Source organism: Ruegeria sp. YKSD179 (genome assembly GCF_059612885.1).
In genome coordinates this window covers 32100-45752 of record NZ_JBXWRL010000047.1, presented here as the reverse complement: position 1 = coordinate 45752, position 13653 = coordinate 32100, and the positions used below count along the sequence as shown (strand labels likewise).

Genomic DNA, 13653 nt, shown 5'->3' with positions numbered 1-13653 from the left:
CAGGCGGGCTCGACCTCGGGCTCACCATCGCCATGCCCGGATATCGAACTGTGGGCCATGTCGAACGGGAAACCTACGCCGCGGCCATTCTCGTGGCGCGGATGGAAGAGGCGGCCCTGGATCCAGCGCCTGTCTGGGATGACGTTGCCACCTTTGACGGCAGCCCGTGGCGCGGCGCGGTGGACATCGTCACTGCGGGCTATCCGTGCCAGCCGTTCTCCGTCGCGGGCAAGCGCCGGGGTGCCGACGACCCGCGCCACCTCTGGCCGCATGTCGCCCGCATTATCGGCGAGGTCGAACCGCCCTTCGTCTTCCTCGAGAATGTCGCCCATCATCTCCGCCTCGGCTTCCCCGAAGTCGCCGCAGGACTGGTCGGCATGGGCTACCGCGTTGCGGCAGGCCTCTTTACGGCGGCGGAAGTCGGTGCGCCCCACAAGCGCGAGCGGCTCTTCATCCTCGCCCACCGCGAGCACGACCAACTGGCCGACCCCGCGCGCCTGCTCTGCGACCCGCTCGAGCGGTGGGAACCGGACGGAGATGCTGAGGCTCTGGCCGACGCCACGGGCGAGCGCCAACGAGAACCGGCAGACGAAGCCGACACCCTCGCAGGAGGCAGGCAAGCACGGAATGAACCTGGCGACCTCGGCCGCGATGTGGCCGACGCCGCAGACCGACAGCTTCCGCAGCCGGGGCGGTGCCCGAAAACACGAGAAGGGTCTGGGCAGTATGGCGCGGGACTGGCCGACGCCGATGGCGACCGACGGCAACAAGCCGAGCTCGGGCAACCGCAAGTCCGCCGACCTGACCAGCGCCAGCCAAATGTGGATGACGCCGACGGCGCGGGATCACAAGGACGGGGCGACGACATTGGCGAACACGCCGGTGAACGGCCTGCTTGGCCGCCAGGTCCTGGCGACGCCGACGGCTGGGAGCGATATCTCCGAGCAGCGCCGGACGCTGAACCCAGCATTCGTCGAGGCTCTGATGGGCTGGCCCACCGGGTGGACCGGCTTCGGCTCTGCGGCAACGGCGTGGTCCCACTGGTTGCCGCGCATGCGCTCCGAACTCTCGCGGCTCAATTGCTGGCCGACGGTTGAAGAGGAGCCAGCATGAAGCAGTCGCGGCTCATGTCGCTTGTCGAGGCCGTCGCCAATGTGCTTGTCGGCTACGGCGTCGCGGTCATCACGCAGATCCTGATCTTCCCCATCTTCGGGTTACAAACGACGCTGGCGCAGAACCTGAAAATGGGCGCGGTGTTTACTGTGGTGAGCATCGCCCGATCATTTGCCCTGCGGCGTGTGTTCGAGGTTATTCGTGTCCGAATGTTCAACTGAAAAGTCGCTATTTAGGCGCTTGATCCATAACATTTCGAGAATTTTCCAGATGGGCTATAATTGCGGTTCCGACCGAGCATTCTCCGTTGTTTGCGAGGTAGCTTTCAAAAGGAAACCAGCATGCAGATCGAAGTCAGTACGGACAACAGCATCGACGGGAGTGAAGGCCTGACCAACCTGATCAAGGGTTTGGTTCAGCACGATTTGGCCAACCTTGATGATCATATCACTAGGATTGAGGTTCACCTCAGCGACGCGCGCACCGGCCCGACGGGCCAGGAGAACAAGCATTGCATGATCGAAGCACGACTCAAAGGGCGCCAGCCCGTCGTTACGAAGGATTCGGCTGCGACAGTCGAGAAGGCAGCGAAAGGCGCAGCGGGCAAATTAAAGAACATGCTGGAGAGTACTCTGGGAAAATTGTCGGATAGCCGATAAATTTCCTCGCAGCAGCTTCCTCAGCCGCAGTCCGTTGCCGCCTTGGGAAGACGTCAAATGGCACCAGATGGAAGGGCATCAATCATGACCGATGAAGACGATCTTTGGGCCTTGGAGGAAAGGTTCTGGACCAAAGGTGCTGACAGTGCGCGGCATATGACGGCAAAAGACGCGGTCTTTGTTTTCCCATATCCTGCGGGAATTCTACAGGGCGAGTCGCTTTGGCGGGAGAGCAGCGTCGCGCAACGATGGCGATCCGTGGTAATGACAGAGCGGTATTTCAAGCGAGAGAAAGACGTCGCCGTTCTGGCATATCGCGTCTCCGCAGAGCGCGGCGACATACCGATCTACGAGGCCCTGTGCACATCGTCCTATCTGCAGGATGACGGTAAATGGCTGCGAATAGCACACCAGCAAACTCCCGTTTCCTGACGTGTCAACGTCGGCTCGTGGCCTTTCGTGACGGCTTTGGGATGCGGAACCAAGTCCTAATAAGGGCAAAAAGCATTCGTGAGATTTAAGGCGGTGCCGAGTGAGGAACCGCCGTCCCAAAGGGACGACGGGACAGCTTCGATGTCGCAGGCTTTTCAGGCGGCGGGGAGTTTGTAGACACGCCCCCGATCCTCAACCTTTTCTGAGGTGACCTCCAGTCCGAGCTTCTTTTTCAGCGCTCCGGCCATCGCCCCGCGCACCGTGTGCGACTGCCAGTTCGTCGCGGCCATGATCTCCTCAATGGTCGCGCCGTCCGGCGCTCGCAGCATGGCAATCAGGGTGGCCTGCTTGGTGCCCTCGCGCGGTGTGCGCACCTTGGGCGCGGGGACTGTTTTGGTGGCGGTGTTCGCGTCCTCGCGCTCGATGCTGATGGCGGCGAGGCCTGCGTCGGTGGCGACCAGCGTGACGCCGTGGCCGTCGCCGGTCTCGCGCCAGACGGGCTCGCCCTTGCGTATGTCGGCTTCGACCTCTTCGAGGAAGCCCTTGGTGAGCATGGCGCTGACCACCTTGGCGGCGGCACCGCCGCGCAGGCTGTCGGGCAGCGGCAAGGCAAAGCGGTCCTCGTTCTGGGCCGCGCGGGACAGGATGATCATCTGAGTGTCGGAAAGTTTGGTCATGGGGTCGTCTCCGTGTTCGGACCGCGACCGTCGCGGTCTTCTACGACCTCGAGCCGCGCAGGGCGCGCGGCCGGAGTTCGGGCGGGGGCCCGAGGTCAGATCAGCCCGAGGTCCCGCAGGAGTCCTGCGGCGTCGGGCAGCCGGTCGGTGGCGACGTCGATGGCAATGGTCATGCTGTCGGCGGTGAGGCGTGCGGGAACGTTGGCTTCCTCGCGGAGCGATGCTTCGATCTCGTCGAGAACGGCCGGGATGCGGCTGGTGTCCCAAGGCTCGTTGAGGCCGCGAATGGCGATACGGATGGTGCTGGTTTCCATGGCTTTGGCTCCTGTCACTCGGCGTGCTCACCCTCGCTGAAGGCGCTGTCGGTGATGCGCTTCAGGAGGCTGGCGTAATGCTCAAGGGTGCCGACATGGCCCCAGTTGATCTCGTCGGGGTGGGCGTTGAAATGGTCGTCGCTCAGGCTCGACAAGCGAGCGAGCATCTCGTCGATCTCGGCTCTCTTGCCGATGAAGGCGTTCAATGCCGCCTCCTTGTTGCGACGCGCCTTCTCTGCGCGCAGCTGGTGGCGGGGTGTAGTGATCGGGTTCAGGCGGGTCATCGTGGCGGCTCCGTGGTGAGTTGCATCATTTTCGTAGGATCACGTTCGCTCTGGTTCGGAGGCTTATCAACTACATAAGTACATGATATTGAATGATAATCGGAGCGCGCAATGGAGGGTTTGAGCGAGCGCCAATACGCTGCCCGCGTGGGCCTTTCGCGCGGGGCTATCCAGAAGGCCAAGGCCACGGGGCGGCTGGTGCTGCACAGCGATGGCAGCATCGACGCAGTGGCCAGCGATGCCTTGCGCGCTGAGGCGACCGACCCATCGAAGACTCGCAAGGCACCGAAGTCGAAGCTCAAATCCGTACCGGAGGCGGCGGTCTCTGCCGTTGGCGAGACGCTGCGCGAACAGGGAATGGCGGCACCGCCGGTTGGTAGCGGCACCACGTTTCTGCAGGCCAAGACGGCAAATGAAGTGCTGAAGGCGCAGGAACGCCGCCTCCGGCTACAGAAGCTGAAAGGCGAACTAATCGACCGGGCCCGCGCGCTGTCGCTGGTCTTTCGGCTTGCGCGGCAGGAGCGCGATGTCTGGGTCAACTGGCCCGCCCGTGCAGCGGCGTTGATGGCGGCCGATCTCGGCGTCGATCCCGCCGCGATGCAAAAGGTTCTGGAGAAACATGTCCGCGCCCAGCTCGACGATCTCGCCGAGGTCAAACCCGATCTCAGGTGATGCTGACGATATGGGGGATTTCGACGGTGCCACGGAGATCCTGCGTGCTTGGGGCGCGGGGCTCACACCGGATGCGGACCTGACGGTTTCGCAATGGGCGGATCAGCACAGGATGCTCTCGGGGCGCGCTTCGGCCGAACCCGGGCGGTATCGCACAGCACGCACGCCCTACATGGGCGAAATAATGGACCGGCTGTCACCGGGCGACCCGACACAGCGGATCGTCTTCATGAAGGCGGCACAGGTCGGCGCGACCGAGGCCGGGAACAACTGGATCGGCTTTGCCATCCACCAGGCGCCGGGCCCGATGCTCGCGGTGCAGCCGACGGTGGAATTGGCGAAGCGAAACTCACGCCAGCGGATCGATCCGCTGATCGACGAAAGCCCGGAGCTGCGTGAGCGCGTCAAACCGGCGCGATCGCGCGACGCCGGCAACACCATGCTGTCGAAGGAATTCGCGGGCGGCATCCTGATCATGACGGGGGCGAACTCGGCGGTTGGGCTGCGCTCGACGCCCGCGCGCTACATCTTCCTCGACGAGGTCGATGCTTATCCAGCCTCGGCCGACGAGGAAGGCGATCCGGTCACGCTGGCTGAAGCGCGATCATTGACCTTCGCCCACCGGCGCAAGGTGTTCCTGGTCTCGACCCCGACGATCCGGGGGCTGAGCCGAATCGAGCGGGAGTTCGAGGCGAGCGACCAGCGGCGGTTCTTCGTGCCGTGTCCGCATTGCGGTCAGGAACAATGGATGAAGTTCGAACGGCTGCGCTGGCAAAAGGGGCGGCCGGAGACTGCTGAATATCACTGCGAGGGCTGCGACCAGCCCATCGCAGAGCACCACAAGACGGCGATGCTGGAAGCGGGCGAATGGCGCGCGACGGCCGTTGCGGCTGATCCCGGTACCGTTGGTTATCACCTCTCGGCCCTCTATTCGCCGATCGGCTGGCTGAGCTGGGAGCGGATTGTGCGGGCCTGGGACGCGGCGCAAGGGTCGGACGAGGCGATCAAGGCGTTCCGAAACACGATCCTTGGCGAGACATGGGTCGAAACCGGCGAGGCGCCGGACTGGCAGCGCTTGGCGGACCGGCGCGAGACCTGGGACGGAGGGACTGTTCCGGAGCGCGGCTTGTTCCTGACAGCCGGGGCCGACGTTCAGAAAGATCGCATCGAGGTCGATGTCTGGGCCTGGGGCCGCGGGCTGGAGAGCTGGCTGGTCGATCACCTGGTCATTGAGGGCGGGCCCGGCGACCCGGCGTGCTGGCAGCAGCTGACCAATTTGCTTGGTCAGACCTGGGAGCATGCCTCCAGTCAGCCGATGACCTTGGCACGGCTGGCGATCGATACCGGCTACGAGACAAGTGCTGTCTATGCCTGGTCGCGACAGGTTGGCTTCGCGCAGGTGGCCCCGGTCAAAGGCGTCGAGGGCTTCAACCGCTCGAGCCCGGTCACCGGCCCGACGTATGTGGACGCGACCATCGCAGGCAAACGGCTGCGACGCGGGGCGCGACTTTGGACGATCGCCACCTCGACCTTCAAGACCGAGACCTATCGCTATTTGCGCCAGGACCGCCCGACGCGGGAGGAAATCGAGAATGGGCACCTTTGCCCGCCCGGAACCATCCACCTGCCAAACTGGGCGGACGGCGAGTGGTTGAAGCAATTCACGGCCGAACAACTGGTCACGGTGCGCACCAAGCGCGGCTTCGCCCGGCTCGAATGGCAGAAGCTGCGCGAACGCAACGAGGCGCTGGATACACGGGTCTATGCGCGGGCCGCCGCGTGGATCCTCGGGGCCGATCGCTGGCCTGAAGCGCGTTGGGCCGATCTGGAAGCCCAGCTCGGGATTCCAGGACAAGACATGGCTGAGGACGGGGCCGGAACCACCACACGCGTTTCACGGCGCGCGGGACCACAGCGGCGAACCGTGCGCTCAAGTTACATGAGGTGATGGGGCTGGAAACGCAGGGTCATGTTGGCCGGGCCGGTTCAGTGCAGGCAGCATTTCTTGAACTTCTTGCCGCTGCCGCAGGGACAGGGATCGTTGCGGCCAAGTTTATCAGGTGTCTTTGTGAGGGCCTCTGTCCAGGGGGCCACGCGCAAGGCGTTGTCAACTTTGCGGGTCTTCTGCTGGACGAGAAACTCATCTGTATAACAGTGCCATTTCGACAACTCATAGATGGCATTGGTGATCAGGGCTTTCTGGTAACGACGGTTTGCGGGGGAAACATCTTCGTTGAGGGTGGCCTCCAGATCCTCAAGGAAATGCCCGAAGTCGCAATAATCTTTCGGGATCAGGCCCTGGTCGAAATCCTCGCGCACGGCCTCGGACATGTCCTCGAGCCCGAGGGCGGCAATGGCGTCCATCCAGCCGGTCAGGACGTCGGTGGGTATCTTGGGGCATCGCTGGCGAAAGGTCCGAAAGTAATCTTCGATTGTCGGGCGTTGATCGGGGTGCAATTGCGCAATCAGAACCAGGGCGCTCATCAGGGAGCTGCGGCCAAACTCATCAGCTTTCCTGTCCTCGATCGCGTCGAACACCGGCTGCAAGTCGCCGTCGAACGTTCCAGCGATGACGCGAAAGCTTGTTTCGGTCACGGCGTCTCCCAGGAGATGGTCGATGACCATGGTTGGGCGACGAAGCATCTGAACCGATGGGCGATAGGCGCGTGGATCTTGCCATTCGCCCAGCATGTGGAAGACCGGAATAAGGGCCATCAAGTCAGCATCTTTCATCGCCGGGATACGCTGCCGTGTGAGGCGGCTGATCAGATCGACAAAGATTGGCACCATCTCCTCGCGCCTGGCACCGGCTTCGGCCATGGCAGCTTTCGGGAAAATGTCGTCGCGCGCGAGGTCGCGCATGATTTCGTTCGGGGTCATGGCTTTGGCTTCAATCCGTGGTCGTTTGGCTAAATGAAACATATTCGCAGGTCAGGTCAATTCAGATGCCGACATCGACGGAACTCCGTGCCCGCCGCGAGACCCTAGCTGTTCAGCGTTCCTCTGGCGTGGCGCGCGTCAGTTACGACGGAAAGACGGTGGACTATCGCAGTGTGGCGGAAATTGATCGGGCCATCGAGGCGCTCGACCGCGAGATCGCGACTGCAGAGGGACGACGGATCGTTCGGCAGGTGCGTGTAACGACGACGAAGGGGCTCTGATCCATGGGCCTGTTTGGTCGCTTTCGCCGTCGGGCCCCGGGCGGTCCCGCCGCTGTGTCCGCGCGTCTGGAAGGCGCTCTGGCCAGGCGGCGCTTGCGGGGCTGGCAACCGCCGCTGGAAAACATAAATTCACTGGTCGCTTCGGGTGGCCCGAGGCTCCTTGCACGCTCGCGGGAACTGGTGGTCACCAACGGCTATGCCGCCAATGCCTGCGAGGCGTTTGCGTCAAACATGGTCGGGGATGGGATCAAGCCGTCGTCGCTGATCGCGGATGCGGCGTTGCGTGACAGCGTTCAGCGGCTGTGGCTCGCTTGGACGGATGAGGCCGATGCCGACGGATTGACCGACTTCTATGGCCTGCAGGCCATGGTCGCGCGGGAGATGTTCGTCGCAGGCGAATGCTTCGTGCGTATGCGGCCACGGCGGACCGAGGATGGTCTGCTGGTGCCGATACAACTGCAGCTCCTGCAGTCAGAAATGCTGCCCTTCGAGAAGACCGAAACTGCGGCAAACGGCAATCGCATCCGCTGCGGGATTGAATTTGACGGCATCGGCCGCCGCGTTGCCTATCACTTTCGGCGTCGCCATCCGGGCGACAGCACCGATCAGGGGGCTGTGATACCGGAAACGGTCCGCGTGCCAGCCAACGACGTGCTGCACATCTATCGGCCCATTGATGCAGGCCAGATCCGTGGCTTGCCACATGTGGCACCGGCCATGGTGCGGCTGTTTCTGCTGGACCAGTACGACGACGCCGAGCTCGACCGGAAGAAGACCGCGGCGATGTTCGCGGGCTTCATCACAAAGACCGCGCCAGAAGACCCGATGATCGGGGAAGCGGAGGTGGATCTCGACGGGGCGGCCATCGCCAGCCTCGAGCCGGGCACGATGCAGGTGCTGCTGCCGGGCGAGGACGTCAAATTCTCCAGCCCTGCCGACGTGGGTGGCGGATATGAGGCATTTCAGTACCGGACACTCCTTGCTGTCTCGGCCTCGCTGGGGCTGCCGTATCACCTTGTAACCGGCGATGTACGCCAGGCGAACTATTCGAGCTTGCGGGCAGAGCTGGTCGAGTTCCGTCGCCGCATTGGCCAGCTGCAACACGGGGTGATGGCGCACCAGCTGTGTCGGCCGATCTGGTGGCGCTGGCTTGAGACGGCCGTGCTGTCGGGGGCTCTGAATATCGGCAATCCCGCTGCCGCGCGACCGGTTCAATGGATCCCGCCGCGCTGGGACTGGGTCGATCCATTGAAGGACATCCAGGCACAGGTGCTGGCCATGGAAGCGGGCATCACCTCGCGCCGCAAGGTGGTCGAGGCCACCGGCTATGACGTCGAAGAAGTCGACCGCGAAAATGCGGCAGATGCCAAACGCGATGCTGATCTGGGGCTGAGCTACCGCGCGAGCCCCGGCGAAACGCAGGGCGCGCGAGCGACGCCCGCAGCGCGGCCTGATCCTGGAGATGGCACAGGCGAAGACACAGGCGACGGATCCGCCTCCACCGATCCCGCCACCGAACAGGAGTGACAATATGACAAGCTGGTATGCGATCCGCGCCCAGGGAACGGTGGCGGAAGTGGCGATCTATGACGAAATTGGCGCCTTTGGGGTTTCGGCGAAGGGGTTCCTTGCCGAACTCGGCGCACTGCCCGACGGGACGCCGGTCGATCTGCGGCTGAATAGCCCGGGCGGGTCAGTCTTCGATGCGGTGGCGATTTACAATGCGCTGACGCGGCACGCGGGCAAGGTCACGGTCTGGATCGATGGTATTGCCGCCTCTGCCGCGTCCTATATCGCCATGGCGGGTGACGAGATCGTCATGCCGGAAAATGCGTTCCTGATGATCCACGATCCGTCGGGGTTGGCAATGGGCACGGCGGGCGACATGCGCGCAATGGCCGAAGCGCTCGACAAGATTGCGGGCAGTCTTGTCCGGGGATATGTCGCCAAATCCGGCAAGACTGATGATGAGATCGCAGCGCTGATGGCGGCCGAAACCTGGTTCGATGCAGCCGATGCTGTGGCGGCGGGCTTCGCGGACCGGCTGGCGGACCCTGTGAGGATGGCCGCGCGCTTCGACATCGGCCGGTTCCGCAACGCGCCGCCCGATCTCGTCGAGGCAGTGGAAGCCACTGGCCAGGAGGGTGTTCCGACCGAGGCGGAGGGCGTTCCGGCCGAAGGCAATCCAGAGGCGGACAGCGACGAAGCGCCTGTCGAGCCGGAAGGGCATGGTGTCACCGACGACATGCCCAGCTTTTCGGATCCGGCCCCGGCTGCGGGCGGCGCACCGCCCGATCCCGCCGCGATCCGCGCCGAGGCGATCACCCATGCCCGCACTGTCGTCGATCTTTGCCGTCTTGCAGGCCAGCCACAGATGGCTGGGCGGTTCCTCGACCAGGACGCCAGTCTCGACGATGTCCGCATGGCCCTTCTAGCTGCGAAAGCCGAGGCCGAACCCGAAATCACGGCCCATCACGCACAACCCGGCCGGACCGCGACTGCCCGTCCCTGGGGCGAGATCGTCGCCCGCACCTTCAAGCTGAAAGGATAACCACGTGACCACGCTCACCGAGACCACACATCCCGGAGGCTTCCTCGTCTGGGAAGCCTTCCGCGATTACACCCGCGAAACCGTCACCGTCGCCACAGGAACAGCGTTTGCCACGATCGATCCGGGCACCGTGCTGGGCAAGATTACTGCGTCTGGCAAATACGCGGCCCATGATCCCGCCGCCGTCGATGGCACGGAAACCGCCGTGGCGGTGCTCTGGGGCAAGGCCGACGCCGCGGGCGGCGACGTGCCAGCCGTCGCGCTGGTCCGTGGCCCCGCCATCGTCAATCGCCATGATCTCGTCTTTGCGGGTTCTCCCAGCGAGGGCGAGATCACCGCCGCCCATGCCGCGCTGCTGGCGGCCAACATTCTCGTCCGCTGATCAAACTCTCAAAGGAGGCATTCCCATGACCACCATGGATATCTTCGAAGGCGATGCCTTCACCATCATCGAACTTACCCGCGCGTTGGAAAACATCCCCTTCAAGCCCGCGATCCTGTCGGGCGCGGGTCTGTTCTCGCCGCGCGGCGTGCGCTCGCGCACCGTCGTGATCGAGAGCCGGGACGGCACGCTGTCGCTGATCCCGTTCTCTGAACGCGGCTCGGCGGCTGAGCAACAGGTCCCCGAGCGTCGCGACATGCGCGCCTTCGTCTGCCGTCAGTTCAAGAAGCAGGACGTGCTCTGGGCCTCGGAAATTCAGGGCATTCGCGACTTCGGCTCGGAAAGCGCCACCCAGCAGGTGCAAAGCGAGGTTGCCCGAAAGCTTGCCCGTTTGCGCCAGGATGCGGAGGCGACGTTCGAATATCACCTGCTGAACGGCATTCAGGGCATTGTGAAGGATCCCAAGGACAGCGCCACGGTGATCAACTACTTCACCGAGTTCGCCATCACACCCGCCACCGAGATCGACTTCGATCTGGACAATGCGACCCCGGGCTCTGGCGCGCTGCGCAAACGCTGTCAGGCGCTGATCGAAAGCGTCGAAGATAGCATGGGCGGGCTCGCGGCCGGGGCCGTGCAGGTCCGCGCCGAATGCGGCTCGGCCTTCTTCGCCGATCTCATCGCCCATAAGGAAGTGCGCGAGACCTATCTCAACACCGCCGCTGCCGCCGATCTTCGCGGCCGGGTTGCCGACGAGGTCAGCTTTGGCGGTATCAGCTTCCGCCGCTACCGAGGGGGGGCGGGCTTCGGCGTGCCAACCGACAAGGCATTCTTCTATCCCGAAGGTGTGGAGGGCCTCTTCGAGATCTATCACGCTCCGGCTGACACGTTCGAGACGGTGAACACGCTCGGCTTGCCGCTCTACGCGCGTACGATCCCCGATCGGGACCGTGACGAATGGGTCCGGCTTGAGATCGAAAGCAATCCTCTGCCGATCTGCACCCGGCCGCAGGTTCTGCGCTCAGCACGGCGGACGTAATGTCTGCCTTTGGGGCCGCCGTCGACTTGCTCTTCGCCGATCCGAACATCGGCCGAGAGGCTATTTACACCTCCGACGGCGGCGCGCCCATGCTGGTGCGCGTCGTCTCCCGGCAGGCTGATGCGATCACCGACTTCGGCGATGCCCAGCTCTGGTCGGAAACGACCCGGGTAGATCTGCGCGTCGCGGAGATCACGGCACCGCATCCAGGCGACCGCATCGAGATCGACGGCGAGGCGTTCCTCATTCAGGGCGAGCCCATCCGTGATCGCGAGCGGCTGGTCTGGACCGTCGACCTGAGGCCTGCGTGAAACTGAAACTCGACATCGATCCCGACATCGTCGCGATGATGGCGGCCGAGGTCGCGGCGGGCGAACGCGCGGTGACGGCCGCCATGCGTGAGGCCGGGACCGGACTCAAGACTGCCTGGCGCACGCAGATCACCAGCGCGGGGCTCGGGCGGCGGCTCGCCAACTCGATCCGCAACCAGAACTTCCCGAGGTCCGGCGAAAGCCTGGATGCGGCTGCGTTGGTTTGGTCCAAGGCGCCGGTGATCGTTGGCGCGCACGACACCGGCCCCCTGATCCGATCGAAGGACGGGTTTTGGCTGGCAATCCCGCTACCAGCTGCTGGCAAGTCCACACGCGGTGGCCGGATCACTCCCGGCGAGTGGGAGCGGCGGCGCGGGCTGCGCTTGCGCTTCGTCTTTAGGAGGACAGGTCCGAGCCTTCTGGTGGCAGAGGGTAGGTTGAACACCAAGGGTCAGGCCGTGGTGTCCCGATCCAAGACCGGGCGCGGCAAGGTCACCGCGCCGATCTTCCTGCTGTTGCCGCAGGTAAAGCTGCCCAAGCGGCTGGATCTCAACCGCGACGCCGAGCGGGCGTTGGACAGCGTGCCGGGGCTGATCGTGGCGAAATGGGTCGAGGGGCATGTTGGGTAGCAAATGGCGACGGTCGGTGATTCTTCGATTGGCGCAGCGCGCGAAACCATCGATGAAGTACCTGCGGACATTCGTTCTTAGTGCAGAGAAAGGCCGGTCAGAGCCCGGAGCAGCCATTCGGCAGGGACTTAGAGTGAAGTGATGCCGTTCATCCATTTGCAACATGCAAAAATGATCTCTCAGAAAGTCCAACCAAGCTTCACCGCACGTGATAATAGGCCAGTATGCTCAGAAGGAACACGACAAGAACCAGTACGGAATCAAGTCCAAATGCACCGATCTTGGGTTTGCTGCGCACGATCAGACCCGTCAGAAAAATCGCCGTGACAGCAACTCCGAAAGAAAGGGAGAGCAGCACAGTTGTCGACGCATTTTGCAGTATTGGACCACCCCTAAAGAGGATATCGGCTGGAAAAACGAGAACCAGCATAATCAAATTGCTGCCAAAGATGTTCGAAATTGCCATTGTGTAAGCGCCAATCCGAACTGCCGTAATTGTGGTCGTCAATTCCGGCAAGGACGTTGCTCCGGCCAAAAGGGTCACACCAACGAACCCCTCTCCCAGACCAGTTTGATCTGCTATTCGGGTTGCAAAAACAACAAGAAGCAAACCGAAGACTAGGATGGCTAGACAAGCAAACGCCGCTTGCAAGAAAAGCACACGGTTGCTTGTCCCTGCCAAGCCGGAGGGCGCCGGAAATGGTAGCTCCTCTGGGTCCGGCAGATCTACCGGCACCCAATCATTTTGCCCATCATAGCGTCGCAACAGAACAATGACGCCCGCGTAGATCAATGCGATGAGCGCACTTCCCAGCCCTACGCCCATGAAGACGAAAGTTTCCCCGACGCTGACGACGATGAGAGCAGTCGACAACAAGAACACCAGCAGCGTCGCCTCGAGAGCATGGTTTGCCTTGCGTGGGTAATTGGTTATGGCGCCTCTGGCCCAGAAGTCAGACATCGCCAGAACAGCGGTCTGCAGTGCAATCCCTCCGAACAGGTTGTTGAGTACCAAGTCCTGCGTTTGCCGGACAGCCGCGGCCAGCGTCGTCGCAACCTCAGGCAACGATGTCGCCAGAGACAATACGAGAAGGCCCACAAGCGACTTGGCCAACTGGAACCTATCGGCAAGGTCGTCAGCAATATAGGCAAGACGCGCGCCAGAAATCCACACGACGCTGGCACACATCACGAAGAGAACAACGGTTAAGCCGATTCCAGTCTGTGGAACTTCCATGTGCTTATTATAACCGTGCACTGATATCGTGCCACTGATCAGCGTCAAATTCCAATGCCTCGTGTGTCGCTCAGCACGCGCGACACTAGGATAGACAGGTGCAGTGGTCAGACCTCTGGGGAGTCTAAGAACCGCTTCGGTTGGAATCCGACGGAGCGCAACCATTTCAAGTTCAACCGGACGAAGGAGTTT

The 13653-nt window shown here is 62.9% G+C and carries 18 protein-coding genes and 1 pseudogene; 14 read left to right on the top strand and 5 right to left on the bottom strand.

The window, feature by feature from the left end; translation table 11 throughout:
• Positions 1-32: 32 nt before the first annotated feature.
• The 5 genes and pseudogenes from AC2FNE_RS19075 to AC2FNE_RS19055 all read left to right on the top strand — a co-directional run.
• Positions 33-422 (top strand): annotated as a pseudogene (locus tag AC2FNE_RS19075) (DNA cytosine methyltransferase); the annotation flags it as partial.
• A gap of 205 nt (positions 423-627) precedes the next feature.
• Complete coding sequence (locus AC2FNE_RS19070; protein ID WP_161594678.1) at positions 628-1113, top strand: hypothetical protein; 486 nt, start codon at positions 628-630, stop codon at positions 1111-1113.
• Positions 1110-1334: a DUF7220 family protein gene (locus AC2FNE_RS19065; protein ID WP_137703273.1), complete on the top strand. Its 225-nt coding sequence runs from the start codon at positions 1110-1112 to the stop codon at positions 1332-1334. Before AC2FNE_RS19070 ends, AC2FNE_RS19065 begins: the two co-directional genes overlap by 4 nt.
• A gap of 120 nt (positions 1335-1454) precedes the next feature.
• On the top strand, positions 1455-1772 hold the full coding sequence (locus AC2FNE_RS19060; protein WP_137703272.1) for an HPF/RaiA family ribosome-associated protein: 318 nt from the start codon (positions 1455-1457) through the stop codon (positions 1770-1772).
• A gap of 84 nt (positions 1773-1856) precedes the next feature.
• Complete coding sequence (locus AC2FNE_RS19055) at positions 1857-2204, top strand: hypothetical protein (protein WP_137703271.1); 348 nt, start codon at positions 1857-1859, stop codon at positions 2202-2204.
• 155 nt (positions 2205-2359) lie between these two features.
• Here the strand turns inward: AC2FNE_RS19055 and AC2FNE_RS19050 are convergent, their stop codons facing one another.
• The 3 genes from AC2FNE_RS19050 to AC2FNE_RS19040 all read right to left on the bottom strand — a co-directional run bounded on the left by AC2FNE_RS19050 (position 2360) and on the right by AC2FNE_RS19040 (position 3479).
• A complete protein-coding gene (locus tag AC2FNE_RS19050; RefSeq protein WP_137703270.1) occupies positions 2360-2881 on the bottom strand; it encodes a DUF3489 domain-containing protein in 522 nt (173 codons plus the stop codon).
• Positions 2882-2976: 95 nt separating this feature from the next.
• Positions 2977-3195, bottom strand: a complete 219-nt coding sequence (locus AC2FNE_RS19045) for a hypothetical protein (protein ID WP_137703269.1) — start codon at positions 3193-3195, stop codon at positions 2977-2979.
• A 14-nt stretch (positions 3196-3209) separates the two neighbouring features.
• Positions 3210-3479, bottom strand: coding sequence for a hypothetical protein (locus AC2FNE_RS19040; RefSeq protein WP_496806054.1), 270 nt, complete (start codon positions 3477-3479; stop codon positions 3210-3212).
• Positions 3480-3590: 111 nt separating this feature from the next.
• Here AC2FNE_RS19040 and AC2FNE_RS19035 point away from each other — a divergent pair, with 111 nt between their 5' ends.
• Positions 3591-4151, top strand: a complete 561-nt coding sequence (locus tag AC2FNE_RS19035; protein WP_137703267.1) for a hypothetical protein — start codon at positions 3591-3593, stop codon at positions 4149-4151.
• Complete coding sequence (locus AC2FNE_RS19030) at positions 4099-6099, top strand: phage terminase large subunit family protein (protein WP_137703266.1); 2001 nt, start codon at positions 4099-4101, stop codon at positions 6097-6099. The genes AC2FNE_RS19035 and AC2FNE_RS19030 overlap by 53 nt, the downstream gene beginning before the upstream one ends.
• A 38-nt stretch (positions 6100-6137) precedes the next feature.
• Here AC2FNE_RS19030 and AC2FNE_RS19025 read toward each other — a convergent pair whose 3' ends face one another.
• Positions 6138-7031, bottom strand: coding sequence for a DUF1186 domain-containing protein (locus tag AC2FNE_RS19025; protein WP_161594677.1), 894 nt, complete (start codon positions 7029-7031; stop codon positions 6138-6140).
• A 17-nt stretch (positions 7032-7048) separates the two neighbouring features.
• On the opposite strand from AC2FNE_RS19025, the gene AC2FNE_RS19020 reads away from it, so the two are divergent.
• The 7 genes from AC2FNE_RS19020 to AC2FNE_RS18990 are packed head-to-tail and all read left to right on the top strand — an operon-like array spanning position 7049 to position 12224.
• Positions 7049-7312, top strand: a complete 264-nt coding sequence (locus AC2FNE_RS19020) for a phage head-tail joining protein (protein WP_496806053.1) — start codon at positions 7049-7051, stop codon at positions 7310-7312.
• A gap of 3 nt (positions 7313-7315) precedes the next feature.
• Positions 7316-8839 (top strand): phage portal protein, encoded by a 1524-nt coding sequence (locus AC2FNE_RS19015; RefSeq protein ID WP_235857930.1) that lies wholly within the window; start codon positions 7316-7318, stop codon positions 8837-8839.
• Between the two features lie 4 nt (positions 8840-8843).
• Positions 8844-9863, top strand: a complete 1020-nt coding sequence (locus AC2FNE_RS19010; protein WP_161594676.1) for a head maturation protease, ClpP-related — start codon at positions 8844-8846, stop codon at positions 9861-9863.
• Positions 9864-9867: 4 nt separating this feature from the next.
• Entirely contained in the window at positions 9868-10245 is a 378-nt protein-coding gene (locus tag AC2FNE_RS19005) for a head decoration protein (RefSeq protein ID WP_137703263.1), read from the top strand.
• Between the two features lie 25 nt (positions 10246-10270).
• Complete coding sequence (locus AC2FNE_RS19000) at positions 10271-11284, top strand: major capsid protein (protein ID WP_161594675.1); 1014 nt, start codon at positions 10271-10273, stop codon at positions 11282-11284.
• A complete protein-coding gene (locus tag AC2FNE_RS18995; RefSeq protein ID WP_137703261.1) occupies positions 11284-11595 on the top strand; it encodes a head-tail joining protein in 312 nt (103 codons plus the stop codon). The genes AC2FNE_RS19000 and AC2FNE_RS18995 overlap by 1 nt, the downstream gene beginning before the upstream one ends.
• A complete protein-coding gene (locus tag AC2FNE_RS18990; protein ID WP_137703260.1) occupies positions 11592-12224 on the top strand; it encodes a DUF6441 family protein in 633 nt (210 codons plus the stop codon). The genes AC2FNE_RS18995 and AC2FNE_RS18990 overlap by 4 nt, the downstream gene beginning before the upstream one ends.
• A 199-nt stretch (positions 12225-12423) precedes the next feature.
• On the opposite strand, the gene AC2FNE_RS18985 is transcribed toward AC2FNE_RS18990, so the two are convergent.
• Positions 12424-13461 (bottom strand): sodium:calcium antiporter, encoded by a 1038-nt coding sequence (locus AC2FNE_RS18985; protein WP_496806052.1) that lies wholly within the window; start codon positions 13459-13461, stop codon positions 12424-12426.
• Positions 13462-13653 lie beyond the last annotated feature (192 nt).

What these genes read in the sequence shown, in the direction of transcription:
- AC2FNE_RS19010 (WP_161594676.1), top strand. Translation starts at nt 8,844, where the DNA reads ATGACAAGCTGGTATGCGATCCGCGCCCAGGGAACGGTGGCGGAAGTG.
- AC2FNE_RS19045 (WP_137703269.1), bottom strand. Translation starts at nt 3,195, where the DNA reads ATGGAAACCAGCACCATCCGTATCGCCATTCGCGGCCTCAACGAGCCT.
- AC2FNE_RS18985 (WP_496806052.1), bottom strand. Translation starts at nt 13,461, where the DNA reads ATGGAAGTTCCACAGACTGGAATCGGCTTAACCGTTGTTCTCTTCGTG.
- AC2FNE_RS19035 (WP_137703267.1), top strand. Translation starts at nt 3,591, where the DNA reads ATGGAGGGTTTGAGCGAGCGCCAATACGCTGCCCGCGTGGGCCTTTCG.
- AC2FNE_RS19050 (WP_137703270.1), bottom strand. Translation starts at nt 2,881, where the DNA reads ATGACCAAACTTTCCGACACTCAGATGATCATCCTGTCCCGCGCGGCC.
- AC2FNE_RS19040 (WP_496806054.1), bottom strand. Translation starts at nt 3,479, where the DNA reads ATGACCCGCCTGAACCCGATCACTACACCCCGCCACCAGCTGCGCGCA.
- AC2FNE_RS19025 (WP_161594677.1), bottom strand. Translation starts at nt 7,031, where the DNA reads ATGACCCCGAACGAAATCATGCGCGACCTCGCGCGCGACGACATTTTC.
- AC2FNE_RS19015 (WP_235857930.1), top strand. Translation starts at nt 7,316, where the DNA reads ATGGGCCTGTTTGGTCGCTTTCGCCGTCGGGCCCCGGGCGGTCCCGCC.
- AC2FNE_RS19065 (WP_137703273.1), top strand. Translation starts at nt 1,110, where the DNA reads ATGAAGCAGTCGCGGCTCATGTCGCTTGTCGAGGCCGTCGCCAATGTG.
- AC2FNE_RS19030 (WP_137703266.1), top strand. Translation starts at nt 4,099, where the DNA reads ATGTCCGCGCCCAGCTCGACGATCTCGCCGAGGTCAAACCCGATCTCA.
- AC2FNE_RS19000 (WP_161594675.1), top strand. Translation starts at nt 10,271, where the DNA reads ATGACCACCATGGATATCTTCGAAGGCGATGCCTTCACCATCATCGAA.
- AC2FNE_RS19060 (WP_137703272.1), top strand. Translation starts at nt 1,455, where the DNA reads ATGCAGATCGAAGTCAGTACGGACAACAGCATCGACGGGAGTGAAGGC.
- AC2FNE_RS19070 (WP_161594678.1), top strand. Translation starts at nt 628, where the DNA reads ATGAACCTGGCGACCTCGGCCGCGATGTGGCCGACGCCGCAGACCGAC.
- AC2FNE_RS19055 (WP_137703271.1), top strand. Translation starts at nt 1,857, where the DNA reads ATGACCGATGAAGACGATCTTTGGGCCTTGGAGGAAAGGTTCTGGACC.
- AC2FNE_RS18995 (WP_137703261.1), top strand. Translation starts at nt 11,284, where the DNA reads ATGTCTGCCTTTGGGGCCGCCGTCGACTTGCTCTTCGCCGATCCGAAC.